This window comes from Polaromonas sp. P1_E11, assembly GCF_056405995.1.
Genome location: NZ_JBFUBA010000005.1, coordinates 260045 through 282962, shown reverse-complemented (window position 1 = coordinate 282962; position 22918 = coordinate 260045). Strand labels below are relative to the sequence as shown.

At 59.0% G+C, this 22918-nt stretch carries 20 protein-coding genes; 8 read left to right on the top strand and 12 right to left on the bottom strand.

Going from position 1 to position 22918, the window contains the following annotated elements; all coding sequences use genetic code 11:
• The first annotated feature begins 75 nt into the window (after positions 1–75).
• Positions 76–954 (top strand): LysR family transcriptional regulator, encoded by an 879-nt coding sequence (locus AC1D11_RS18475; RefSeq protein WP_477649479.1) that lies wholly within the window; start codon positions 76–78, stop codon positions 952–954.
• A 135-nt stretch (positions 955–1089) separates the two neighbouring features.
• Here AC1D11_RS18475 and AC1D11_RS18470 read toward each other — a convergent pair whose 3' ends face one another.
• The 8 genes from AC1D11_RS18470 to AC1D11_RS18435 all read right to left on the bottom strand — a co-directional run bounded on the left by AC1D11_RS18470 (position 1090) and on the right by AC1D11_RS18435 (position 12783).
• Positions 1090–2010 carry a hypothetical protein gene (locus AC1D11_RS18470; RefSeq protein ID WP_477649478.1) on the bottom strand — a complete coding sequence of 307 codons (921 nt, stop codon included), beginning with the start codon at positions 2008–2010 and terminating at the stop codon, positions 1090–1092.
• 238 nt (positions 2011–2248) lie between these two features.
• Positions 2249–3151, bottom strand: a complete 903-nt coding sequence (locus AC1D11_RS18465) for a hypothetical protein (RefSeq protein ID WP_477649477.1) — start codon at positions 3149–3151, stop codon at positions 2249–2251.
• A gap of 98 nt (positions 3152–3249) precedes the next feature.
• The gene (locus tag AC1D11_RS18460; protein ID WP_477649476.1) at positions 3250–3618 is read right to left on the bottom strand and encodes a hypothetical protein; all 369 of its coding nucleotides are present in this window, start codon (positions 3616–3618) and stop codon (positions 3250–3252) included.
• Between the two features lie 72 nt (positions 3619–3690).
• Complete coding sequence (locus AC1D11_RS18455; protein WP_477649475.1) at positions 3691–4269, bottom strand: putative glycolipid-binding domain-containing protein; 579 nt, start codon at positions 4267–4269, stop codon at positions 3691–3693.
• A 307-nt stretch (positions 4270–4576) separates the two neighbouring features.
• Positions 4577–5335 (bottom strand): tRNA-uridine aminocarboxypropyltransferase, encoded by a 759-nt coding sequence (locus tag AC1D11_RS18450; protein ID WP_477649474.1) that lies wholly within the window; start codon positions 5333–5335, stop codon positions 4577–4579.
• A gap of 53 nt (positions 5336–5388) precedes the next feature.
• Positions 5389–8118 carry a polysaccharide deacetylase family protein gene (locus tag AC1D11_RS18445; RefSeq protein WP_477651475.1) on the bottom strand — a complete coding sequence of 910 codons (2730 nt, stop codon included), beginning with the start codon at positions 8116–8118 and terminating at the stop codon, positions 5389–5391.
• A 210-nt stretch (positions 8119–8328) separates the two neighbouring features.
• The gene (locus AC1D11_RS18440) at positions 8329–10020 is read right to left on the bottom strand and encodes an RNA-directed DNA polymerase (protein ID WP_477651474.1); all 1692 of its coding nucleotides are present in this window, start codon (positions 10018–10020) and stop codon (positions 8329–8331) included.
• A 36-nt stretch (positions 10021–10056) separates the two neighbouring features.
• A complete protein-coding gene (locus AC1D11_RS18435) occupies positions 10057–12783 on the bottom strand; it encodes a DEAD/DEAH box helicase (RefSeq protein ID WP_477651473.1) in 2727 nt (908 codons plus the stop codon).
• Positions 12784–13146: 363 nt separating this feature from the next.
• Here AC1D11_RS18435 and AC1D11_RS18430 point away from each other — a divergent pair, with 363 nt between their 5' ends.
• Together AC1D11_RS18430 and AC1D11_RS18425 are read left to right on the top strand one after the other, a co-directional pair.
• Entirely contained in the window at positions 13147–13572 is a 426-nt protein-coding gene (locus tag AC1D11_RS18430) for a YybH family protein (RefSeq protein ID WP_477648752.1), read from the top strand.
• A 191-nt stretch (positions 13573–13763) separates the two neighbouring features.
• Positions 13764–14141: a nuclear transport factor 2 family protein gene (locus AC1D11_RS18425; protein ID WP_477648753.1), complete on the top strand. Its 378-nt coding sequence runs from the start codon at positions 13764–13766 to the stop codon at positions 14139–14141.
• 29 nt (positions 14142–14170) lie between these two features.
• On the opposite strand, the gene AC1D11_RS18420 is transcribed toward AC1D11_RS18425, so the two are convergent.
• The 4 genes from AC1D11_RS18420 to AC1D11_RS18405 form a co-directional block, all read right to left on the bottom strand.
• A complete protein-coding gene (locus AC1D11_RS18420; protein WP_477648800.1) occupies positions 14171–14557 on the bottom strand; it encodes an Hsp20/alpha crystallin family protein in 387 nt (128 codons plus the stop codon).
• A 112-nt stretch (positions 14558–14669) separates the two neighbouring features.
• A complete protein-coding gene (locus AC1D11_RS18415) occupies positions 14670–15107 on the bottom strand; it encodes an Hsp20/alpha crystallin family protein (protein ID WP_477648754.1) in 438 nt (145 codons plus the stop codon).
• Positions 15108–15394: 287 nt separating this feature from the next.
• Entirely contained in the window at positions 15395–15640 is a 246-nt protein-coding gene (locus AC1D11_RS18410) for a GlsB/YeaQ/YmgE family stress response membrane protein (protein WP_457282025.1), read from the bottom strand.
• A gap of 72 nt (positions 15641–15712) precedes the next feature.
• Positions 15713–16297 carry a DUF4142 domain-containing protein gene (locus AC1D11_RS18405; protein ID WP_477648755.1) on the bottom strand — a complete coding sequence of 195 codons (585 nt, stop codon included), beginning with the start codon at positions 16295–16297 and terminating at the stop codon, positions 15713–15715.
• Between the two features lie 304 nt (positions 16298–16601).
• Here AC1D11_RS18405 and AC1D11_RS18400 point away from each other — a divergent pair, with 304 nt between their 5' ends.
• The 5 genes from AC1D11_RS18400 to AC1D11_RS18380 all read left to right on the top strand — a co-directional run bounded on the left by AC1D11_RS18400 (position 16602) and on the right by AC1D11_RS18380 (position 22777).
• Positions 16602–17234 (top strand): helix-turn-helix transcriptional regulator, encoded by a 633-nt coding sequence (locus AC1D11_RS18400; RefSeq protein ID WP_477648756.1) that lies wholly within the window; start codon positions 16602–16604, stop codon positions 17232–17234.
• A gap of 205 nt (positions 17235–17439) precedes the next feature.
• Positions 17440–18138 (top strand): zinc ribbon domain-containing protein, encoded by a 699-nt coding sequence (locus tag AC1D11_RS18395; RefSeq protein WP_477648757.1) that lies wholly within the window; start codon positions 17440–17442, stop codon positions 18136–18138.
• Positions 18139–18186: 48 nt separating this feature from the next.
• The gene (locus tag AC1D11_RS18390) at positions 18187–19230 is read left to right on the top strand and encodes a hypothetical protein (RefSeq protein ID WP_477648758.1); all 1044 of its coding nucleotides are present in this window, start codon (positions 18187–18189) and stop codon (positions 19228–19230) included.
• Between the two features lie 30 nt (positions 19231–19260).
• Positions 19261–20412: a transporter substrate-binding and LysM peptidoglycan-binding domain-containing protein gene (locus tag AC1D11_RS18385; protein ID WP_477648759.1), complete on the top strand. Its 1152-nt coding sequence runs from the start codon at positions 19261–19263 to the stop codon at positions 20410–20412.
• A 265-nt stretch (positions 20413–20677) separates the two neighbouring features.
• Complete coding sequence (locus AC1D11_RS18380; protein WP_477648760.1) at positions 20678–22777, top strand: D-(-)-3-hydroxybutyrate oligomer hydrolase; 2100 nt, start codon at positions 20678–20680, stop codon at positions 22775–22777.
• Positions 22778–22918: the final 141 nt, after the last annotated feature.

The window sequence follows — 22918 nt, the reverse complement described above, 5'->3', positions numbered from 1 at the left end:
AAAGCACAGTGTTATTTAGAATCAATCAGAGATAAACGGCGATTTAATTGATTCATTTAAAAGTGAGAGTGTGAAATGGATCTGCTCGACAGCATGAAGGTGTATGTTCTGGCCGTCGAAAAAGGCAGCCTCAGCGCGGCTGCCACGGCCTGCGATATTTCCGCGACCATGGCCGGCAACCACCTGCGCACGCTGGAAAAGCGCCTGGGCATGCAACTGCTCAACCGCACCACCCGGCGCCAGAACCTCACCGCATTTGGTGAGGACTACTACGTCCGCTGCAAGGAAATCCTGCGGCTGGTGGCCGAAACCGATGCGCAGGCGCAGAACCTGCAGCTGGCGCCGGCCGGCAAGTTGCGCGTCACCGCGCCCGTCTCCTTCGGCACCGAAGCCTTGATGCCCGCCCTGTCGGACTACCTGGAGCGCTATCCGCAGGTCAGTATTGATGTGGTGTTGAGCGACCGCGTGACGGATTTGCTCGAAGAAGGGTTCGAGGCGGCCATCCGCGTGGGCCCCGTGCCCGATTCAGCGCTCATCGCCAGGCCGCTGGCGCCCTACCGGCTGATGATCTGCGCGTCTCCCGCCTACCTGGCGAGCCGGGGCACACCGGCCCGGCCTGACGACTTGAGCCAGCATGAGTGCCTGGCTTTTTCTCCCACCGCCGCGGCGCACTGGCGCCTGGAGGATCAAGAGCACATCTGCCGCGTGCCTGTCTCGGGCCGCCTGCAGGTCAATCAGGGGCAGGCGCTGCGGGTGGCGGCCTTGCACGGCATGGGCATCGTGCTGCAGCCGGCGATTCTGCTCGAGGACGATGTCCGGGCCGGCCGCCTGGTCCAGCTTTTCCCTAATCATGAACTCGCCACCCGGCCGATGAGCATCCTCTACCTGCCCGACCGCTACCGCTCGCCCAAGCTGCGCAGCTTTGTGGATTTTGTGGTCGAGCGGTTCAAGTAGTGCCAAAGAGGCAATTTGGCCTGCTTTTTGACCTTTTCAGGCGCCAAAAGTGGCTGCAGCCCAAGCAGAACCTGCGCGAGCAGCTATGAATTTAGTAGCGGTGCGCGGCCACCCCGGCAGCCAGCGTGACTTGTCTTACTTCTCCGTGCCGGGAAAGTACGGCGCGCCCTGCATGGCCGTCAGCGGCAGATAGAAAGTCTTTACCGGCACCAGCGGCGCATTGCGCACCACCACCTTGCCCAGGGCCGCGGCGACTTTGTCCTGGGCTTCTTCTTCGCTGCCTTCTTCCGCCGGGCGTTTGGCGCCGGGCACCAGCGCCGGCCGTATGCAGGCTGCGCGTATGCCTTCAAGGATTTCGCCCGGCAGCTCGTCGTGTTTGCCAAAGCGGCTGCCGTCCACGTGCAGCACGTCGCCCTTCAGCGTGGCAGACAGGTTCAGCGGCGGGTTGCCAAACGCCTGGTCGTAGCCCACGGCCAGCGTGTTTGCATCGCCGCGGCGGTACTGCACCACGCGCAGCCGTTTGGGCTGGCGGTTGGCGTCCACCTCCACGTCGCCTATATAAAAGTAGCGCACCTGCGCCACCGGCAGGGGCGGCAGCTTGTAGCTGTCAGACCAGTTGCTCTGGTCTTCCTTGAACAGCGGGCGTAGCGTGGTGGGCAGCGCGTCGTTGCCGGAAGTGGCAAACACGGCAGACGTTGCGTTCGAAAGCGAATAGCCGTGAAAGTCAAACGCCACAGTCTCTTTCTGCTCGGGCACCTGCTTGCCGTAGGCGGGGAAGATCGCGCCGTTCTGCCGAACTTCCTGCAGGCGCACGCCGTTGCCTTCGGCCTTCCAGCGCCCGCCGGCCAGCATGTCGAGCGAGCCGCCCATGAAGGTAAAGCAAAAGGTGTTGTCGTCCAGCAGCATCAGCTGCGCACGCGAATCAACAGAGCCCTGCGTGTAGCCACCCACATAAGGCTTTTCAGCCGCGGTCAGCGCCTGCGCGCCGGCCATCGGCAGCAAGGTGAGGGCGAAGGCAGCAAGCGCGGTACCAAGAGGCTGGGAGATGGAGCGCATGGGCAGTGAGTCCGGTGGAGGTTGAAGCCAATGAATGTATTACAGCGGGTGCCCTGGCTGCGCCGGTATAAATAACAGGGCTTCGGTGCGCGGCGGGTCCCGGGTGCCTGAAAAACACTCCTGTAGAGCATTTTCAGGCATCAAATATGCCTGCAGCCCAATAAAAACGTGCGCGAGCAGCTATTAATTCAGGAGCAACGGGTGACCGCTCCGGCAGCCACCCCGGCAAATCATCGGCCTATTTGTCTTCAGAAAAGTAAGGCGCGCCCTGCAGGGCCGTCAGCGGCAGATAGAAAGTTTTCACCGGCACCAGCGGCGGCTGTTTCACGGACGTCGCGCGTCCGGCCGCTATCTCCGCGGCTTCTTCTTCGCTGGGGCGCTTGGGCTCAGCCAGCGCGGGCCGTATGCAGGCCGAGCGTATTCTTTCCAGGGCTTTTTCCGGCAGCTCCTTGCGCGGGCCAAAGCGGCTGCCGTCGACATGCAGCACTTCACCATCTTTCAGCGTGGCAAGCTGGTTCAGCGGCGGGTTGCCAAACGCCGGGTTGTAGCCTACGCGCAGCGTGTTCGCGTCGCCGCGCCGGTACTGCACCACGCGCAGCTGTTTGGGCTGGCCGTTGGCATCCACTTCCGCGTCGGCGATATAAAAGTAGCGCACCTGCGCCGCCGGCATGGGCGGCAGCTTGTAGCTGGAAGACCAGCCGTTGTGGCCGTCCTTGAAGAGCCGGCGCAGGCTGGTGGGCAAGGCCTCATCGGTGCCCGTGGCAAACGCGACCGACACCGCGCGCGAGAGCGAATGGCCATGAAAGTCAAACTCCACGGGCCCTTTCTCAGGCAGCACCGCCCTGCCAAAGACGGGGAAGACGGAGCCGTTTTGCCGTACTTCCTGCAGGCGCACGCCGTTGCCTTCGGCCTTCCAGCGCCCGCCGGCCAGCATGTCGAGCGAGCCGCCCATGAAACTAAAACAAAACGTGTTGTCGTCCAGCAGCATCAGCTGCGCACGCGAATCGACCGAGCCTTGGGTGTAGCCACCGACATACGGCTGTTCAGCCGGGGTAACAGCCTGCGCGCCGGCCAGCGGCAGCAGGGTGAGGGCGAAGGTGGCAAGCATGGTGCCAAAAAGGGGCCGGGAGCTAGGGCGCATGGGTATCCAGAAGGTGAAGAAGGAAGTGACTGTATTGCAGCGGCAGCATGGTTGCGCCGGGCTCAATGCAAGCAGATGTCAGCACGCGGACCAAGGCACTAAGGCACAAAGCGCGAAGCCACAAACGCCAGCCCCGCCAGCCCGCCCCACAGCAGCGCCGTTACCAGCCGGTTGCGTTCGTTTTCATGGTGCGTCATGAAGAGGTGGCCCAGCAGCCAGGTGATGCCGTTAAAGCCAAACAGCAAACCCACCAGCGCGGCCGTGCCGGCGTACACGCCATGCATCCACAAGGGGATGGCCATGAAAAGGTAGCTCAGGCTGCGCGGCGAAAGAATCAGGTACAGGCCCAGGTAAAGCGAGATCTCAAAAATCGGAATCGCCACCAGCGCAGCCACCAGCCGCCACAGCAAGCCTTCGCTTTCGTCAGACGGGGAAGGCCTTTTGCGCAGGTAGCCAGGTTGGTTCATGGGGAGTGCCGGTAATGCTGTGCTGGTTTGACAGTGTGGACTATATGGCGGATCACGGTGCAGAGCCCCGCCTCAAACCTGCACCCGCCGGAACAGCTCAGGGTAGTCCAGCACGATGCCGTCTTCATCCACCGGCAGTTCCGCCTTGAAACCGCTGCCATCGAGGTTCTCGAAAAGGTACAGCCGGTCTTTCATGCGCGTGTAGGCCTGTGCTTGCGGCCGGACGGTAAGGTCTGGTCCGCAAACCCAGGCCATGCGAAACGTGCGTCGCTCTCCAATACCCATTGGTTCACGGCGAACCGGAAAGCTGTTGGTGAAGGGCGTCGGCCAGATGTCGATATCCATGCATCCGTCCAGATCGGCAAGGCTGCGGCCTTCGCCGTCTTGCCAGTTGCCCTTGCCGTCCGTGCGCAAACTCAAGGACCGGCTGGCGCCCCCTTTTGCCAAAGAGAAGTCGGCACTGCGAAGCTGCCAGTCGTCGCCCCAGTGGAGCCTGTACACCAGGCGAAAAGGCTCACTGTCTTCATCGATGGCAAGCACCACGCTGTCGGCCGTGTCGTGCGTCAAAAGCAGGTGCTCCAGCCCCACGCTGTCACAGGCGCTGTTCCACGTGGGCAGCCAGAAAATCGTTCGGGAGGTTTCGTTCCGCATCGCATGACTCCTTTCGAAGGAGATGCATTTTGCGCCAGCAGGCACAGAAATAACAGGGCTTCGGTGTGCGGCAGTTGCCTGGCGACGAGAGCAGTCAGTTTGATGCATTTCAGGCATTAAATATGCCCGCAGACCAATGAGGAACTGCGCAAGCAGCTATTGATTTAGTAGCAATCCGACGACGACAGCGAAGTACGGTTTTCACCAGCGGGGCCGCGGTCCGGCTTTGCCGGCCGCAAGGCGCCCGTCCCCTGCAAGGGGAGAGGGGGCTACACGCAGTGAGCCCCAACAGGGGTGTGCCATTTATTCAACAGGGGTGTGCCAGCTTGCGCAATTGCGCATGCGCCGCATCTTCCAGATCCAGCGGCTGCTGCTGCTTGGCTTTCAAATAGCGGTTGGTAAACACATCCAGGTAAGCCTCCAGCGTTTGCGCCGCATGCGTTTCACCGGCCAGCTCCAGGCACAGGGCCGCCACTTCAGACGTGCAGAAGTGCGTGTCGCGTTGCGAGCGGCGCAGCTTGTAGCGGGAGAGCTGTTCGCTCTGCAAACTCAGCACCGGCAGGTGGTTGAGGTAGGGGCTCTTGCGAAACATCTTGCGTGCCTCGGGCCAGGTCGCGTCCAGCAATACAAACAGCGGGCGCTTCGTATTCCTGTCACCCGATGAGTCGGCAGGCAACACATCAGCCACCACTCGCTCAGCCGCCACAAACTCGCCCGGAAACACCAGGTAGGGCTGCCACTGCGGGTCGGCCAGCAGCGCCAGCAGTGCAGGGTCTACTTCGGTGCGCGCCCATTCAAACGCAAACGTGTCCGCCACCACATCGGCAATCAGCCAGCCCGTGTTGCTGGGTTTCAGCGCCTCGATGTCGGCCATGATGAGGCACACACCCGCGCGCGTGGGCACAACAGGGCGCAGGGCGCACATGCAGTGGCTGGGCATCAGGCGGCAACCGGCGCAGCGCACATTGCGCGGGCCGCCGCGGGCCAGGAATGGTTTGGAGGCGCGCGCCAGCCGCGCGGTGCGCAGGCGGGAAACTGCGTGAGCGGCTGGGGAAGTGGAAGTCATAGGCAGAGTATCGCCAAATCGCGCCAGGCTACTCCAGCCTGCTTCAAGTAGCTTCAGGCCTTCTCAAGCTCTTGTTTCGCATGGGCTGCGCCCGGCCCGTTCGGTGCCAGCTCCAGGTAATTGCGAAAGGCCTTCTTCGCCTTGTCGCCGTCGCCTGCCCGCGCATGGGCATCGCCCAGGTTCAGGTAGGCAATCGCACGTGATGGGTCCATCTTCACGGTGTTCTCAAACCAGCGCGCCGCTTCCTTGAACTTGTCTTGCTTGAAATACACAAACCCCAGGTTGTTGGCAGCCAGTGCAAAGTCGGGGCGCAGCTTCAGTGCTTCGGTGAACTGGGCCTCGGCCTCGGCATACAGCTTTTCTTTATAGAGCTGCAGGCCGCGGTCATTGGCGCGCTGGGCCAGTTGCCGTGCCGAGCTGGGCACGGCCAGCGGTGTGGTGATTTTTTGCTCACCGCCCTGCAGGTCTTTGACCACCACGGTTGCCGTGGGCGGTGCCGTCACCGGTGTATCGCTGCCGGCTGTAGGTGCTGCAGCGGGTGGGCGCGTGGCGTCGAGTTTGCTGTTCAGTGCAATCGCGTCGCCAGACAGCTGGCTTGTCTGCGCGCTCAAAAACTCGGCCTCTACCGGCAGCGCAAATACAAAGTCGCCGCCTTCAGAGCCCGGCAGGCTGCCAAAGGCCGGCGTCTGCCGCGACACCGACGCCACGGCCGGCGCCACATACGCGGCCAGCTCCGTCGCGGTGATCAGGCCGTCACCGTTCAGGTCGGCCTTGCCGCCCATGGCTTGCAGCAGCGTCCAGGTAAAGACCGAATGCCCGTTCGGCCCGCCGTCGGCCACCAGCTGGTCGGCGCCACCGGCCGTCAGCATCTGCCGGCCCAGGCGCTTGGCGTTGTCACGCAAGAAGTTGCCGGAGCCCGCGCCGCGCGTCAGGCCCAGCCCGCTGTAGCAGGCGTCCATTACAAACAGCACATGCTTGGCCGTCAGGCTTTCGGCAATGTTCTGCAGCTCCGTCATCGGCACCGCGTCCGTCGCGATCTTGTTCGGGTCCGAATCTGCCGGAATGATGTAGCCCAGGTCGCGGCCCGAGCTCAGCTGCCGTGTGGCGCCGTGCCCGGCAAAGAACACGAACAGCCGGTCGTTTTTCTTCATGCCGCTGTGAGCCAGCTTGTCGTTAAAGGCGGCCAATATGCCGGTGCGTGTGGCCTCACGGTTTTCCAAAGAAATCACATGGTCGGCAGCAAAGGCAAAACGCTGAATCAATGTTTCGCGAATGGCACGTGCGTCACGCACCGCGTACTGCAGCTTGGGCCAGCTGGCGTAGTCGTCAATGCCAATCACAATGGCCCACGAGTCGCTGTAGCCCGGGTTGGCCGCCTGCGGGGCGGGCGCCACGCCAGAGCCCTTGGCCACGGTAAAGCCGCTGCCGTCCCAGCTCGCAAACTGGTAGCCGTCGGCCACCAGGCGCTCCAGAATGGCCGGCAGTGCCTTCACCGTGCGTTCATGAATGTCATGAAACAGCACAATGCCGCGGCCCTCTTTTTCGACCGACTTCAGCACGCGTTCCACAATCGAGCTGGGCACTGGGTCGGCCCAGTCGAGCGAGTCAATATTCCACATGACAGAGCGCAGGTGCGCGGCCGACAGCACGTCCAGCCCTTCGTCATTGCGCGCGCCATACGGAAAGCGAAAGAGCGGCGAACGCCGTGCATCCACCGCTTTCAGCAATTCATCGGTGCCCAGCATTTCTGATCTGAGGCCCGCGCCATTGAGCTTGGAAAGCTGCGCATGCGTCATGCTGTGGTTGGCCAGCGTGTGGCCGGCTTCCAGCAGCTTGCGGCTGATGTCTGCGCGCGGCCCCAGTTTGGTTTTGCCGTCGGCGGCCACCGTGCCCAGGTTGCTGCCCACCTGAAAGAAGATGCCCGGCACGCTGTACTGCTTCAGGATGGCCGCGATCTCGTTCGTGTAAACGCCGTGCGGGCCGTCGTCAAACGTCAGCACGATGGTCTTGGGCGGCAGGCTGTAGCCAAACACCTCGCCCTCTTCTTCGTCTTTGCTTTTGCGCGTGGTGGGCTTGGGCAGCGCGTAAGGCATCACCACGCCAAAGTCTTTCAAAATCTGCTCGCGTGTGTAGCGCTTCTTCAGGCTGGCCACATAGTCTTCCCAGCGCTCGCGCTTCAAGTCAATCGCCCGCGGCTCAAAGCGGCCGAACACCAGGCGAATCTCTTTTTCGTAGTTGCGCTCAATTTCAACCAGCGCGTCCAGGTCTTCACCAATGCGCTTGTGCAGCTTGATGGCCGGCAATGACGAGTCTGCCGCCACACTGGCCTGCAGGCTGCGCAGCAGCTCCCGAAAAGCCAGCCGGTCAGCGTCAAAGAGGCCTTTGTCGCTTTCCACATAGTCCAGAATGCCCGCAATCGCATCAAAGCGCTGCGCACTGCCAGAAGCCACCAGCGCCGCCAGCTGCGCTTCAATCTCGGCTACCCGCGCACGGTTGTCATGAAACAGCCCTTGACCCACCTGGTTGGCCATGGCCCGCTCACCCGCACCCAGTTTCTTCTCATCAGCAAACAGCACGATGATTTTTCGGTAGCTGGCCAGCAGGTCCTGCATGCCTGTCAGGATTTTGCTGGTGTCGAGCGGAGCGGCAGCCAGAGCCGTCGCCGGCGGTGGTGCGTCTTTCTTGCTACGGTCAGAGTCAAGGGTAATGACGATGGCGGTGGCCACCACCAGTAACAGGGTTCCTCCGGCTGCGGCGAGGGCGATCTTGGTTTTATTGTTCATGGGTTGTTTTTATTCAGCCCGGGGCTGGGCATTTTCTGAATCTACCATTTGGTGCGCCCAACTAGCCCTTGCGGAACCCCGATGGCTGAGCCAGGTAGACCACATGCGTGGGCTGCCACGCATTGGAGGCTTGGGAGCACGCGTCGAGCGTGCGACGCGCTGGGTTTGCTTTTTAAGGTCTAAGAAAGTCAGCTTAAATCGCTTACTTCTCTACCCCGCAAACAGGTCATTGAATAAATTCTCGATATCCTCATCAGTGGTCGCGATGACACCGTCGTATCCGACGTCACCGTCCTCAAACTCAAGATATGTGCTCAGATCTTCATCGCGATTAAATAGATCGTCTTCTTTTGCTAGTCCCAGTGCCGCGATGACATCAGCTTTGAGTGTGAATAAGAGGCCGGATTTTGCTTTGCAGTTATAAAAAGAGATGCCTCTACTGCTAAGGGATTTGAAATATGGATCGGTCGTCACATAAGTATCTGAAGATTGAAGCCATTTTTTAATTCCGCCTTCATAAGCCAAAAGCCATAGGTCTTCTTTTAACGCATCGCTATTTGCGTACTGGCGCCAAGTGATCTTCCTGATGGTTTTCTTTATTCCGCTATTTGCCTCCCAATCCAGCAGAATGAGTGCACAAATAGAGCTTTTTATTTCTGAGACTGCGGATAGTGCCTTAGAGCCGATAGCGAGTCCCAACTCTCTACACATCCACAAACTCCACGCGACTTCGCTGTGATGACCTAAGGCTGCGTGGTCTTCAATACTTCTATTGAGTACGCGAGATAGTCGCTCCTTATTAAGGGGGTAACCGTAATGCGAATAGGTTGCCAAAATGCCAGAAATGGTTTGAAGTGTATTCGGAGAGGCAAGTGCAATCCGGCAGATATGAGCTTCAAAGGACTCCCAATTTGCCTTCGTGATAATCACTGATGAAATACGCTTCAATGCATACTTCATGACATTCTCGTCGGAGTTTTTTCTTCCTAATTCGCTTGCAAAATCGAAGAAATAATGAATGTCAGATTTCTGCTTTTTCCCTTGTGTGGAAATTTCACAATTGCGAAGTTGATGGGTCCAAAAATCCTCTGCGATTGTTTCAACAGCGGCGATCTGTGTTTTTTCAAAATTTATCTGCAACCCAAATTGCCCTAGGGCTCGGGAAATCGACGAGAGTGCTTCGTCTGCTTCGGCGTGAGTATTGAAGAACAGATAGTAGTCATCTACATATCTAAACCCACTTGGCCACCGCTTAAGAGTCTTCTTTATCTCTGCATCAATAGTTGCTGCAATGGCCTCTGCGATTATGTGTGAGGTATCTGGACCGATAGGTAGTCCAATGGTCTGTTGTGATTGTCCCTGGCGAACAGCTCGATCAAGAATATTTCCAAAGTAAGCTGGCGTGTAGTTCGATTTATTTTTCTTGGCTAGCGGCTTCGTGTGCAGTGCCCATGGAATTGAGTGCGTGTAGATGGTTGGAAAAAATCTGGAAATATCCGTACGCAGCATGAACTTATATCCGGCAGACATCAGGATCTTGCGTTCGTATAAGTCATGCATTGACGGCACGCTTACTGCTCGATTGAATCTAGCGTCAAACTTTGGTTGCGTGACACTGAGTTTGCTCTTTTTATAGTGCCTATTCAAGGTTGTCCAATGTACGGATATGTCCGCGCATAGGAAACTTTGAGAGATTGGATTTGGTAGAGCGGTGAGTCTTCGCGAATGCCCTGATCTAGCGACACTAAATACTTCGGCTTGGCAGATTGGAGATATGGGGCTTAATGCACGCCACTCAGTCAATATGTTTTTGTAATTCTTAGCAAGAAGAAGCGTTTGGAAGGGGGGTGGTAGCTGGGAAGGAAAATAACCCTTCGCTAGAAGTTGCTCGATTTTATTCATGATGGATATCGATGCAGTGCTGATTCCTAAGTGCCGTTAAGGTTGGGCGAACGTCGGACGCCCCAACAGACGATCTATTTCTGCAACACCGGGCGCGCCAAGCCATGTCATAAATTCAGTCGGTGTCAGAGTTCCCGAGTGCACTCGCAACAAGCCCTCCATGAAAGCACTATGTTCCACCAGTGAGATGTCATACGATGCGCTCGCTTTTTTCCTAGAAGTTTCGTCGAATGCAGGTTTTCCAAGCGTTACTCGATGCATTTTGGGATCAAAGTCAGCAGCCTTTTGCAAGACTGCCCAAGCTTCTTCTTTTCTAATTAAGGGGGGCACCTTGCTGCAGGTTTTGCATTCGAGGAGTATCTGTTGCTCACCCAACTGAATAAGTATGTCGGGCACATTCTGTCTATTGCCATCATCCAACATCGTTACGATCCAACTAGTTTCCACTCGAAGAAATTCGACGATCGCTGTCTCATAGTCAACCCCCAGCTTGTGGTTGCATGCCTCCGTTATTTGATCAATTCTTAATTCCTTTGCGACACGGGCATGTGTCGTAGCGAGTCGACTAGGCCCGTGACCTGCGGCACTTGATGCAGCATCAAGTAGCGATTGCGCTCTAGGTTCACTCCGAAGTATTTGGGCGAGTAGGTCTTTCGCGGTTGCTAGAACATCGTGAAGTGTTGTGATTCCTTGTGCGACAAGGGCCATTGCTCGGTGGCGGCCAAAACCAGGCACCCCATGGCGCTCGGCAATACGTATTACGTCCAATAGCTCCGCAGGGGCGCCCCATCTCACACGACGGCCGAGCATTGCAATCTGGTTTCCTACCGCTTGGGGGCAGTTCAGGTCTGGAACGCTAGCCAGTTTGTGTAAGCCGTCTAATACCCAGGCAACATCAACTGCCAAGCGTCGGATGGAGCCCGATGGCAGCTTTGTTGCGTGGGCAATCTTTCGTTCGGCTAAGCCTTCAACATAGAGCACCACGGCATGTGCGCACTGCGATAGTTGCGTGTCTGCTCTTTCATAGGGGATCAGGATACTATTTGCGCCCCAAAAACCCGCAGAGTCATGGCTGGGTTTGCAGTACGGAAAGAACCGGCTAGGGCGCTCTGCGCGAAATTCGTCACTCGCGCAGGCTGCGTAGATCAATCCGGGAATCCATTTTTGAAAGTCGCTCTTGAGATCTGAACTCCGCTCTCGCAGCAAAGAAGCAAATTGAACCGCTGTGCTGGGTAAAAGGCCGGATAGCGCAGCACCACGACCGAGCGGCGTGATTAGCAAGGTATCGCCAACACTAGACAGAAGTTGATTGCCGACTAACCAATCTGCGGCGACCTTAGTGCTGGCTTCGAGTGCTGCTAGCTTGGTTGGATTTCGATCCAGTATCTGGTACCAATACAGCGTATTCTGAAAAAAAGCCATTACCGTCGAAAAATCGTTGGCCAAGCCAGATGCAATCAATGTCAGTACGGTTTTACGAAGACTTAGATCTACTAGTTGTGAATTTAGCGAGGAATTCTCTGGTCTTACAAGCAAATTTGCATAAGTGAGTTCCAATAAATTCTGCGGAAGAAGAACTGCAAACCCATCTTCGTGCATGCCGAGTCTTCCAGCTCGTCCTGACATATTTCGATAGTCAGACTTTGGAAGGTTTGATCCAGCTCTGTCGCCCCATTTAAACGTCAATTTTGGAAAAACAATCGACCTGAATGGGAAGTTGACACCAGCCGCTAATGTGGTTGTTGCAAAGCAAACCTCAAACTTCGAGGTCGAAAATCCAGTTTCTATTACCTGCCTTTCTTGCGGAGAAAGATCCGCAGTGTGAAAAGTGACGCCGCGCTCTGCGTTGCTCTTCAGTTGATCGGAGAACTCAGTAGGCTCAGAAAAGAAGTCCAGTTGTTCTGCAATCGCAATTCCTTCAACAACTCGAGGGCGGTCTTGTTCGAAGGCCGATGCGTAATTGGATGCCTCGTTCCTACTCTCGGTAAAAACAAGAACAGGGCCACGGTTAATCTTGAGTAATTGCTTTACAACATCAGTAACTTCATTCGAGGTTGAGGCGATTCCCGAGATTTCTTGCCCTTCCGAATGACCGAAAGTGGTGCGAAACGCTCTGCCGCCGTACCATATTTCTTGGTGGAGCGGTACGTCGCGATGGCTACTTTGGACTAGGCTACATTTCATCCAACCAGCAAGATCCTCCGGGTTTTCTACGGTTGCCGTGAGAGCAATAAATTGCTTAATACCTCGTTGACGAAGTGCGGAACACAGGGCTTCGATCTCAGGTCCGCGCCCGGGCTCCGCCAAAATTTGCAACTCGTCTGCAACTACCAGTGCGTTTCTTGGCTTTAACTGTCCCGCCAGAAAAAGTCCGAGAGCTTTCTCATAGGTTGCAATCATCAACTGAGCGTCAAGGTCGCCCTCGGCTCGATCACYGGTATTGAGACTTACCGAAGTTAGAGGCTCGTCGGAACCTTCACCAAATCGAGCGACAAAATCAAGATACTTTTGATCCGCCAATGCTTTGTGAGATACAAGGTATATCGTTCTCATGCCGCTTCTTAGCGCCGCCAACATTGCTATTTCACCCACCAGTGTTTTTCCGGATGAGGTTGGGGAGCTTACGACCAGACTGTGGCCGTCTGCTACCCCAGCTTCGATAGCTCGCTGTTGAATATCAGTGAGCTCGCTGATATTCCAGCCTCTAAGTTTTTCTCGTAGCCAAGGTGTTACACCCGGACCTTTCAGATCGAGGACTTTCATATCGGGGTTGGCGATTGGCGCATATTGGGACAGGGCTTCATACGTAAATGCGTAGTCGAAGTTTCAAATCTGCAACTTTGCCGAGCATGGGATGCTGGTGAGGCGCAGGTAGAAGCAAGAGAGGCCATGCAAAGCTTGATCAAGAAAAACATTTTGTGACAACCATCATGAACCCGAAGTCGCGACGCAGCTAGGGTGGTTTTGCGGGCAAGGTAGCGAGAAGGCACGTATTCAGGTGAATTTCATAGGTGAATATTCCCCAAAACTCCGCTTCGATGCGATTTCTCCGCTTTCCCCCTCATCCCTTGTCCTACGCGGCCGCCCGGGCGGCGGGCTTAGCTTGTCCTTTTAAGGAGAGACAAGATGAGCAAACAGCAGCAGGACTTCAAAACCTTGATGAAAGAGCGGCAGCACGTCGCGGCTGCGTATGTCAGCGGTGACGCAGCACCGCTGGGGCGTGTTGTGGCGCAGGAATCACCGGCCACCTTTATGAGCCCGGGCGGCGGGGTGGTGCGGGGCACGCAGGAAGTGTGGTCGCGCTACCAGCAGGATGCCGGCCGGTTTGAGCCAGGCAGCACGACCCAGCTGGAGATTCTTGACATGGCGGCGGGCGATACCGTTGCCTTCTGGACGGGCATTCAAAAAGCGCAGGCCCGTATGAAGGGTGAGCCTGAGCCCGTGGCGAACAAGCTGCGGGTGACGGAAGTGTTCAGGCGCGAAGGCGATGCCTGGAAGCTGGTGCACAGGCATGCGGACCCATTGGTTGAAGCTGCCAAGCGCCCAAGTTAGCGCTGAGATTTCTTTCTTCTCTCTCTGAAATTGGAGTGATCCTGGCCCGTGGTCGGGATGGTCGTTGCTGTCTGCAGCAAATGGCGCGGCATGCAACACTTGCGCTTTGCCGTTGAACTGTGGCTGCCGTGAAGCGGCCATGAGACCAATGCGTATCAACAGCCATCGATCAAACAAGCCAAGGAGACCGCATGCCCACGCCTGAAACCGTAGACCGCTTTGTTGCCCGCGTTGAACAAAACGCGCACACCGAAGCGATTGAAGAGTTCTACACGCCTGACGCCACCATGCAGGAGAACCAGCAGCCGCCGCGCCGTGGGCGCGACAAGCTGGTGGAAGGTGAAGCCAAAGTCATGGCGCGGGTGAAATCGGTCACGTCAACCTGCGTACGGCCGGTGTTTATCAGCGGTGACAAGGTCGTCATTCGCTGGGTGTTCAATTTTGTGTGGGCCGACGGCAGCACCATGCGCATGGAAGAGCTGGCTTACCAGCGCTGGGAAGGCGAGCGCATTGCCGAAGAAACATTCTTCTACGACCCGGCGCAGCGCACGCCGGTGCCGGCCAGGTAAGCAGGCCGGCCCGGCCGTGCGGGGTGCGATCAAGCTGTCTTGATTTCGATGCGCCGGGGCTGTGCGTGCTGCGCCTTGGGTATGCGCAGCTTCAGCACGCCGTTCGCCAGCTCGGCGCTGACTTTCTCGGTGTCTAGCTCCTTGCTGAGCGTGAACACGCGGTGAAAGCGGCCCAGCCCCACTTCGGTGTGGGTTGACTGCAAACCTTCGGGTGCAGACAGGGCCGACTCGGCGTCAATCGTCAGCGTGTCGGCCTCTACCTGCAGGTGCAGCTTGTCGCGCGGCACGCCGGGCAGGTCGGCATACAGCGTGATGCCGGTGCTGTCTTCCAGCACGTCGACGGGCGGCGTCAGCGCGCCATTGGCGTAGCGCGAGCTGTCTTTCTGCGCCACTTCGCCAGTCTGGCTGGTTTGCATGCTGCGGCCGGAGGCGCTGCCGTTGTTGGCGCTTCCATTACCGCTGCTGCGTGCGGCGCCGCTGTTGCCGCCGGTTTGTTGGGTGTTTGCGTAGTTCATGGCTTGCCTCCTTTCACTGGATGGTGATGCGGCGCGGCTGGGCCGATGCGCGCCGCTGGATGGTGATATGCACCAGGCCGTCCTTGAAGCTGGCGTTCACGGCGTCGGGGTCGGCGTCGTCGGGCAGGGTGAGCACGCGGCGGAAGCTGCCGGCAAAGCGCTCATTGATGTGCAGCGTCGATTGCGCGCCCGCTTCGGGTAGCCCGGTTTTGCGCTCGCCGGCAATGGTGAGCAGGCCGCGCTCCAGGCTGACGTCGAGCGACTTCGGGTCAATGCCCGGCGCAAAGGCATACACCTCTACGGTTTGCGGGGTGCCGCCAATGTTCAGGGCGGGAAAGCTGCTGCGGCCAAAGCCGCGAATACTGGGAGACAGATCGAAGGCCTGCTGCACGTCGCGCTGCAGGCGATCGAGTTCGGCGAACATGTCGCGCGGAAATAACGATCGGTACATGGCGAAAACCTCCATTCGGGTTGAACAACAGTGCGCCGGTAAACCGCCAAAAAAAGCGGCTTCCGGCGCCCGGGAAGAGGAAGTAGGAATTGCCCAAAAAATTTCAAGAGGGAATTTGCGCGCGTCAACTGCAGGCGCAGCGGGCCTGCAAAAGGGCGGCTCAGGCGGCAGCATTGCGGTCAGGCTTAAAACTTTTTTCGCAAGTCACCCACGCGTGAGCCGCACAGCACAACGCCCCGGTGCACGTGAATGCACCGGGGCGTCTGGCTGGCGTTTTTACGGCCTGCTCAGCGCTTGGCAATCAGGCGGTAACCCAGCAGCAGCACGATGGAGCCGAGCACGGCGGCGATGAAGCCGGCCGTTTCGCCTTGCTGGTACCAGCCCATGGCCGCGCCCAGGTAGGTGGCGAGGAATGAGCCCGCAATACCGATGAGCACGGTGATGATGAAGCCGCCAGGGTCGCGGCCGGGCATCAGGAACTTGGCAACAAAGCCGATGATGAAGCCGATGATGATGGTCCAGATAATTGACATAGCGTCTTCCTAAAAAAAAGGGGAAACCCAGGGCGCGGGCAAGAGCCTGCGATGAGTAGCTTACTTGGCGGCTTACTTGGTCGGTACTACGGCCTTGGCCATTTCCAGGTGGGCTTCCACCTTGGGCAGCATCTTGCCGGCCAGCGCCTTCAGGTCGGCGTCTTTGGCGTCCTTCTGGATCTTGGTCAGCAGCTTGATGGTGGCTTCATGGTCGCCCACGCCCGCGCGCTTGGCGTATTCCGTGTCAAACAGGTTGCCCGACAAGGCCTTGAGTGCGGTGGCCTTGGTTTTGGCCATCACGCCGGGGCCGTCGGGCAGGGTCACACCTTTGGCGCGGGCCAGTGCCTGCACTTCGGCCAGCGCGCTGTTGTGGTCGTCAATCATTTGCTGCGCAAATTTTTTGATCTCGGCGTTCTGTGATTTCTCTAGCGCCATCTTGCCGCTTTCGATCTCGGCGATGTTGGCCTGGGCCAGGTCGTCCAGCATGCCCTTGTCGGCACGGGCCAGCTTGCCGGCGTCGGCCGCTGTTGGGGTGCCTGCGGCGGTGCTGGTCTGGGCCGTGGCGGGCAGGGCCGCCAGTGCCAGGGCAGAAGCGGCCACAGCGGCCAGCGCCACGCTGCTGAGCTTGAATTTCGATCGGTTCAATCGGTTCAACATGAGGGCCTCCTTTGAAGGGGTGGTTGTTGATGGTTGATTCGGTATGGGGGAACAGACGCCGCGAAGATAGGAATTAGCAAACCAGCAAGCCGCGGCAGATAGCGTTGTACTTTCGCTGCTGTGGCGGCCATGCGTTGCAGGAGGCTGGGCAGGCTCTGTGTAGGAATTTGCTTGCGAGTGGTGTCCGGTTGCCGCGCACGGGCGCCGCCCTTTTGTTCAACAAATGCCGCGTGGTGCGATACGATGGCCGTCTGGACAATTTGTCTGAAATTCGAATCGCCTGACTCGCCGGAGGCCGCGCACCATGAAAAAACCCAGCAACACGCCCAGCAACAAACATCTGCTCGCCGAGCTGAAAAACATTGCCGAAGGGCTGGGCAAAACGTTTGCGCCGTTTTGCGAAGTGGTGGTGCATGACCTGACGCATCCGAAGAACGCCATCCTGGCGATTGAAAACAACCTGAGCGGCCGCCGCCTGGGCCAGCCCGCCACCGAGTTGGGCCTGGCGCGCATCCAGGACCCGGACTACCCCGCGGTGATCGCCAACTACGCCAACCAGTTTGCCGACGGCCGCAAGGTCAAGAGCACGTCGGTGGGCATTCGCAATGAAGAAGGCGAATACGTGGCGGCGATCTGCCTGAACGTGGACCTGACACTGTTCAACGGCTTCCAGGCGGCGATGTCGCAGTTCACCGCCATTGAAAGCAGCGCCGTCACCGAAACACTGGACGCCGCCAATGCTGACCGCATACAGCAATGCATTGACGAATTTGCCGCAGCCCGCGCCACGACCTCACGCTCGCTCAAGCCCGCAGACCGCAAGCAGCTGGTGCAAGACCTCAAGAAAGCCGGCTACCTGGAAATCCGCCGCGGCGCCGAGATTGCCGCCGCGCACATGGGCGTTTCGCGCGCCACGGTGTACAGCGACGCAAAGTAAGTAAAAAGTAAAGCAGGGAAGGTGGGCGGGGTGTCTGGGAAATCAGACATTGTGTCCGGCTGAAAGGGCTCGTACCCTTGGTTTTTGGGGAAGAAACCAGGTGCTGCTATATAGTCATCAACGACTATATGGCCGCGAGACGCGCCTGCGCCTGGAAAACAGCCGCAGTGAGCCGAAAAAATTGTTACCGAGGAGTGAGGGAACCATGACAGACAACACCACGCCACCCGAGGGCGGATCCGGTTTTTTTGGAAAACTCCGGGACGTCTTGTTTGAGCCTGAACCCACGCCCGGCGCGCCTGTCTCTGCGGACAAATCGGCCATCAAGGCGCCGGCCCCCGTGCCATCGGCCGCTGCCAATGTGGTGGCTGCCAAAGCCAAAAATCCGATGGTGGACCGCATGATGGAAGTCGTGATGGAAAAAACCACGGCCTATACGGCGCTGGTAGAGGCCGTCACGCCGCTGGAGGCCTTCATTCCTGACGAGGCGTCGCGCTACAAGGCCGCATTCGGCATTGTGGGCAAGACGCGGACGGTGGACCAGATCGTCCAGTCCATCGACATGCAGCATCTTCCCGCGCTTGAAGCGGAATCCCAGCGCTTTCATGGCCAGGCCAAAAGCCAGCAGGACCTGCAGATCAATGCGCGAATCCGGGAGATAGATTCCCTGCGTGCTTCGGTCGCCAAGGTAGACGAAGAGCGCGCACGCCTGCAGGAAAGGCTGGGGCAGATCCAGCAGGAAGTGGAGACCGCCCACAAAAAAATCGCCGGGTTCGAAAGAGAAATCGCGGCCAAGCGCGCGGAGATCGTTGAAGTCAACATCCGGTTTGAAAGCGCGCTGGCCGTGGTCAAGGCCCAGCTGGTGGAAGCCAGGGCAAAAGTCGTGCGCTACCTCGGCGCCTGAAGCGCTGAACATTCCCGATCCGTATACGCAGAATCAAAGGACAGAACTGTGAACCTCATTCCACAGAATTTCAAACCCAAATCGTTCTGGGAGCGCCCGGAAGGCGTGACCGGCCAGATCGTGGGTGTCAGCCTGATCGCCGGCGCCGGTTTCCTGCTTTACCAGGCGCTGCCCTACATCATCACGCTGCTGCAAAACACCATCTATGCCGCATTGCTCGGCGTTGTGGCGGTGGTGCTCGGCTTCATCATCACCGACAAGCGTTTCTGGCGCCTCGGCAAGTACATGTACATGAGCCTGATGCGCAAGATCACGCAAGTGTTCGTGGAGATCGATCCCATCGGCATCATGAAAAATTATGTGGAAGAGCTGCAGGACAAGCTCGCCAACATGAACACCCGTATCGCCAAGCTTTCCGGGATGATTCGCCAGTGCAAGGAAGAGATCGCCAACAACAACAAGTCGCGCGATGGGTCCCTGCGGCTGATGAGCGAGGCAAAAAAGCAGAACAAGACGATGGACGCAGCGCTGGCTTCGCGTGAAGTGGGTCGCATGAACGACGCCAACCTGACCTATCAGGACCTGCTGGCCAAACTGGAGCTGCTGTACCGCGTGCTCGCCAAGTACCAGGAGGTGTCGAACTTCCTCATCAAGGACATGCAAAGCGAGATCAAGGTCAAGGAGCGCAAGAAGGAAATGATGGACAACGCCCATTCGGCCATCAAGTCCGCGCAAGCCATCATCAACGGCGACCCTGACACGCGCGCCATGTTCGACATGGCCAACGAATACCTGGCGGCCGACTATGCGATGAAGATCGGCGAGATCGAGGATTTCGCCCGCATGTCCGATAGTTTCATGCGCTCCGTCGACCTGCAAAATGGTGTGTACGAAGGCGATGCGATGCAGATGCTGGCCGAATGGGAAAAGAATGCCGAGTCGCTGGTGCTGGGTGACTCCAAGCGCCTCCTGATCGAGAACAACCCGTCGCCCGGCCTGCCGGTGAACATTGCCAACAGCCCGCAGGGTGTACCCGTTGAGGCGCGCGCCGACGGGGTGGACTGGTTCCAGAAAAATTCAACCAACAAATAACAAGCTTCAACCAGAAACCGGACTAAAGCCATGGCCCTCAAACCTATTCCCCGATTGATCCTGATTGTTGCCGTCGTCGGCGGCGCCGTGTATGGCGGCATGAAATACCTCGAGTCGCGCGCCCCTGCAAACCTGGTCAGCAATCCCAACGTCCGGCTTAATGACCCCCCGGCTGAAGCGCCACGGCCCAAAGCAGCGACTGTTGCACCTGCCGCTGCCGCTGCGAGCGGCGGGACGACCTTCCAGAGCATCGTGGACAAGGGCACAGTGCGCGTCAGCGTGCAGTCGCCGGCCAAGCCCTTTTATTACGTTGAAAACGGCAAGCCGCAGGGGTTTAACTACGAATTCCTGAAGGTGCTGTTCGCCCAAAGCGAATTCACACCCAAGGGCGGACAAATCAACATCGACACCGACCACATCGTGGACACCTACCCCGACGTGCCGGCTGCGCTGCTCAAGAACGACAACCGGGGCAATTCAACGGTGGACATTGCCATCGACGGCCTCACCTTTACCGACGAAGACCTGCCGGGCGTGGTGTATTCCATTCCGTATGTCGAAGACTTCGGCTACGCCCTCATTACACCCAAGGTGTCCTCTATCCGGAGCGTTGAAGACCTCAACGGCCTGACCGTCGGCATCCTCAAGGGTGACCCGGACGTCAAGGCGTATGCCTCGCGCCAGTTCCCGAAGGCGCGTCTGATCGAGCTGAGCGACGAATCTGTCAATGGCGAGCGCAACTGGATCAACAACTTCATCAAAAAGGGCCAGGTAGATGCGGTGATTTACGACTACCCCTTCGGAGTGGCCGAAATCCGTGGGACGGACCTGCAGTTCGCGGTGTCCAAGCTCCCGGGTTCCAACATCAAGTACAAGATAGGTGTGCGCAAGGCAGACAGCCAGCTGCTTGAAAACATCAACATCGCCATTCGCAAGGCCAAAGTGCTGCCCGAGTACGGCGAACTGGTGAAGAAATATTTCACGAGCACCAATCTGGCCAAGGTCAAGAACGCCGACAAGACTGAAACCGTCTATGTGGTGAAAGCGGGCGACACACTCTCGAAAATCGCCGCCGCCACGTTGGGAAGCAACATGCGCTTTGGCGAGATTGAATCGCGCAACAACCTGCCCAACCCGAACCTGATTCACGTCGGCCAGAAGCTGGTGATTCCCAAGGGCTGAAGCACACGTTGAATCCCAATGCTGCAACCGGTATGGCTTGTGGCTGAATCGCGGCGCATGGCGCCGCTTTTTTTTGGCCGTACGCTTTTCGCTGCGTCGATACGCTGTGGCAGCAGAGGCGATCAAGCCTTTGAGGCGGTCCAGGGCCAACGCGAGCTTGAGGCAAAACCCTTACAAAAGAACTCTTACAAATCCCACAGCCCCCAACGCCCACGCGGACGCTATTGGGATGATGATGTTGTACGAGTAACCCGAGGAGGACGACATGAAATTCACCCTGATCAAAACCACCGTGGCCCTGGCGGCAATGGCCGCGCTGGGCGGCTGCGCAAGCGGTGTGGGCGTGCAGCCCAACATCAAACCAGCCTGGCTGGGCGGCATCACCACCGGCGTGTACGACGGCGGCAACGACGACTTGCTGACCGCCGGCCTGGGCAAGAGCGGCCTCGCCGCAACGGCGCCGCTGCCCGTCGACCCGCTGAACCCGAGCGCGGCCGAGCTGCGCCGTATCGCCATCTACAACAACTACCGCGCCATCCTCGACATTTCCCCCGGCGGCGGCTACGGCACGCTGTACGGCCCCAATGTGGATGCCAAAGGCAACATCACCGCCAGTGAAGGCAAGATTGCCGGTACCGAATACATCGCCTATTCAGACGACGGCAGCGGCCGGCAGAACGTCACGATGATGGTGCAGGTGCCGGCCAGCTTCAACCCGGCGAGCCCATGCATCGTCACCGGCACCTCGAGCGGTTCGCGCGGCATTTACGGTGCGATTGGGTCGTCTGGCGAGTGGGGCCTGAAAAACGGCTGCGCCGTGGCCTACACCGACAAGGGCACCGGCAGCGGCATGCACGACCTGCAGAACAACACGGTGCATCTGCAAAACGGCCTGCGCGCCGATGCAGTGGCGGCCGGCGCGGCCTCCAACTTCACCGCCAACCTGACGCAGGCTGAGCGCACAGCCTTCAATGCGGCCACGCCCAACCGCTTTGCCGTCAAGCACGCGCATTCGCAGCAGAACTCTGAAAAAGACTGGGGCCGCTACACGCTGCAGGCGGTGGAGTTTGCCTACTTCGTGCTGAACGAGCGCTATGGCAAGCCCTCGTCCGACGGCGGTGGTCGCCTGAAGACGCTGAACCCGTCGAACACCATCGTGATCGCCTCCAGCGTGTCCAACGGCGCGGGTGCGGCGCTGGCCGCGGCCGAGCAGGACACGCAGGGGCTCATCAGCGGCGTGGCCGTGGGCGAGCCGCAGGTGCAGCTGGTGCCCGATGCGCGGCTGAGCGTGCGGCGCGGCAGCAGCACGCTGGCCGGCACCGGCAAGCCGCTGTATGACTACACCACGCTGGCCAACCTGCTGCAGCCTTGTGCTGCGCTGGCCTCGCCCGCCACCAACGTCTTCAACACCATCAACCCGGTCATTGCCGCGAGCCGCTGCAGTGCGCTCAAGGCCAACGGCATGGTCGCCGGCAACACGACGGCCGAGCAGGCGGGCAGCGCCATGGCCACGCTGGTGCAGGCGGGCTGGCAGCCCGAGGGCAACGACCTGCAGGCTTCGCACTATTCGTTTGCCACCCTGCCGGTGGCGCTGACGTACGCCAATGCTTACGGACGTGCCGGCGTGCAGGACAACCTCTGCGGCTATAGCTTTGCCGCCACGGCGCCTGCCGCTTCGCCCACACCCAACCTGCCGTTGCCTGCGCCGGCGGGCCCGCTGGCCACGTCATTCGGCACCGGCAACGGCATACCGCCCACGGTGGGCATCAACATCGTCAACAACGCCAGCCTGGGCGGCCCGATGCTGGATGCGGCTTCCATCTCTGCCGGCAACGTGCAGGACTACAACAGCGCCGGGGCCCTGTGCCTGCGCAACCTGGCCACGGGAAACACCCCCGACGCCCTGCGCGTGCGCGAAGGCATCCAGCAGGTGCTGCGCACCGCCAACCTGCAGGGCAAGCCCGCGCTGATCGTGCATGGCCGCTCTGACACGCTGGTGCCGGTGGCATTTACCTCGCGCCCCTACTTTGGCCTGAACAAGATGGTGGAGGGTTCGCGCAGCAAGCTCTCGTACATCGAAGTCACCAACGCCCAGCACTTTGATGCCTTCCTGGGGTTCCCGGGCTACGGCCAGCGGCTGGTGCCGCTGCACCGCTATTTCATCCAGGCCATGGACATGATGTATGCCCACCTCAAAACCGGCGTACCGCTGCCGGCCAGCCAGGTAGTGCGCACCGTGCCGCGCGGCCTGAGCGGCACCACGCCCAACCCGATCGCGCCCGCCAATGTGCCGCCCATCAAGCTGCAGGCGGACGCGCCCGACCGGATCACGTTCTCCAGCAGTGTGGTGACGGTGGCTGATTGAGTGATGAAGGCGTACAGGCAAACAGGGACCGACATGCGTTTGGGTGCTTGGCCTACGCTGCGTTCCCGGCAGCCCGGTATCTTGGTAACTGGCTGACGTGACACGACGAACGTTGGCCCGGGATCCCCCTCGCGATGACCT

Coding starts and splice junctions, on each gene's coding strand:
- AC1D11_RS18445 (WP_477651475.1), bottom strand. CDS start 8,118: ATGAACAATAAAACCAAGATCGCCCTCGCCGCAGCCGGAGGAACCCTG.
- AC1D11_RS18405 (WP_477648755.1), bottom strand. CDS start 16,297: ATGTTGAACCGATTGAACCGATCGAAATTCAAGCTCAGCAGCGTGGCG.
- AC1D11_RS18455 (WP_477649475.1), bottom strand. CDS start 4,269: ATGCGGAACGAAACCTCCCGAACGATTTTCTGGCTGCCCACGTGGAAC.
- AC1D11_RS18425 (WP_477648753.1), top strand. CDS start 13,764: ATGCCCACGCCTGAAACCGTAGACCGCTTTGTTGCCCGCGTTGAACAA.
- AC1D11_RS18465 (WP_477649477.1), bottom strand. CDS start 3,151: ATGCGCCCTAGCTCCCGGCCCCTTTTTGGCACCATGCTTGCCACCTTC.
- AC1D11_RS18380 (WP_477648760.1), top strand. CDS start 20,678: ATGAAATTCACCCTGATCAAAACCACCGTGGCCCTGGCGGCAATGGCC.
- AC1D11_RS18385 (WP_477648759.1), top strand. CDS start 19,261: ATGGCCCTCAAACCTATTCCCCGATTGATCCTGATTGTTGCCGTCGTC.
- AC1D11_RS18395 (WP_477648757.1), top strand. CDS start 17,440: ATGACAGACAACACCACGCCACCCGAGGGCGGATCCGGTTTTTTTGGA.
- AC1D11_RS18440 (WP_477651474.1), bottom strand. CDS start 10,020: ATGAATAAAATCGAGCAACTTCTAGCGAAGGGTTATTTTCCTTCCCAG.
- AC1D11_RS18470 (WP_477649478.1), bottom strand. CDS start 2,010: ATGCGCTCCATCTCCCAGCCTCTTGGTACCGCGCTTGCTGCCTTCGCC.
- AC1D11_RS18430 (WP_477648752.1), top strand. CDS start 13,147: ATGAGCAAACAGCAGCAGGACTTCAAAACCTTGATGAAAGAGCGGCAG.
- AC1D11_RS18450 (WP_477649474.1), bottom strand. CDS start 5,335: ATGACTTCCACTTCCCCAGCCGCTCACGCAGTTTCCCGCCTGCGCACC.
- AC1D11_RS18420 (WP_477648800.1), bottom strand. CDS start 14,557: ATGCAAACCAGCCAGACTGGCGAAGTGGCGCAGAAAGACAGCTCGCGC.
- AC1D11_RS18410 (WP_457282025.1), bottom strand. CDS start 15,640: ATGTCAATTATCTGGACCATCATCATCGGCTTCATCATCGGCTTTGTT.
- AC1D11_RS18400 (WP_477648756.1), top strand. CDS start 16,602: ATGAAAAAACCCAGCAACACGCCCAGCAACAAACATCTGCTCGCCGAG.
- AC1D11_RS18460 (WP_477649476.1), bottom strand. CDS start 3,618: ATGAACCAACCTGGCTACCTGCGCAAAAGGCCTTCCCCGTCTGACGAA.
- AC1D11_RS18475 (WP_477649479.1), top strand. CDS start 76: ATGGATCTGCTCGACAGCATGAAGGTGTATGTTCTGGCCGTCGAAAAA.
- AC1D11_RS18415 (WP_477648754.1), bottom strand. CDS start 15,107: ATGTACCGATCGTTATTTCCGCGCGACATGTTCGCCGAACTCGATCGC.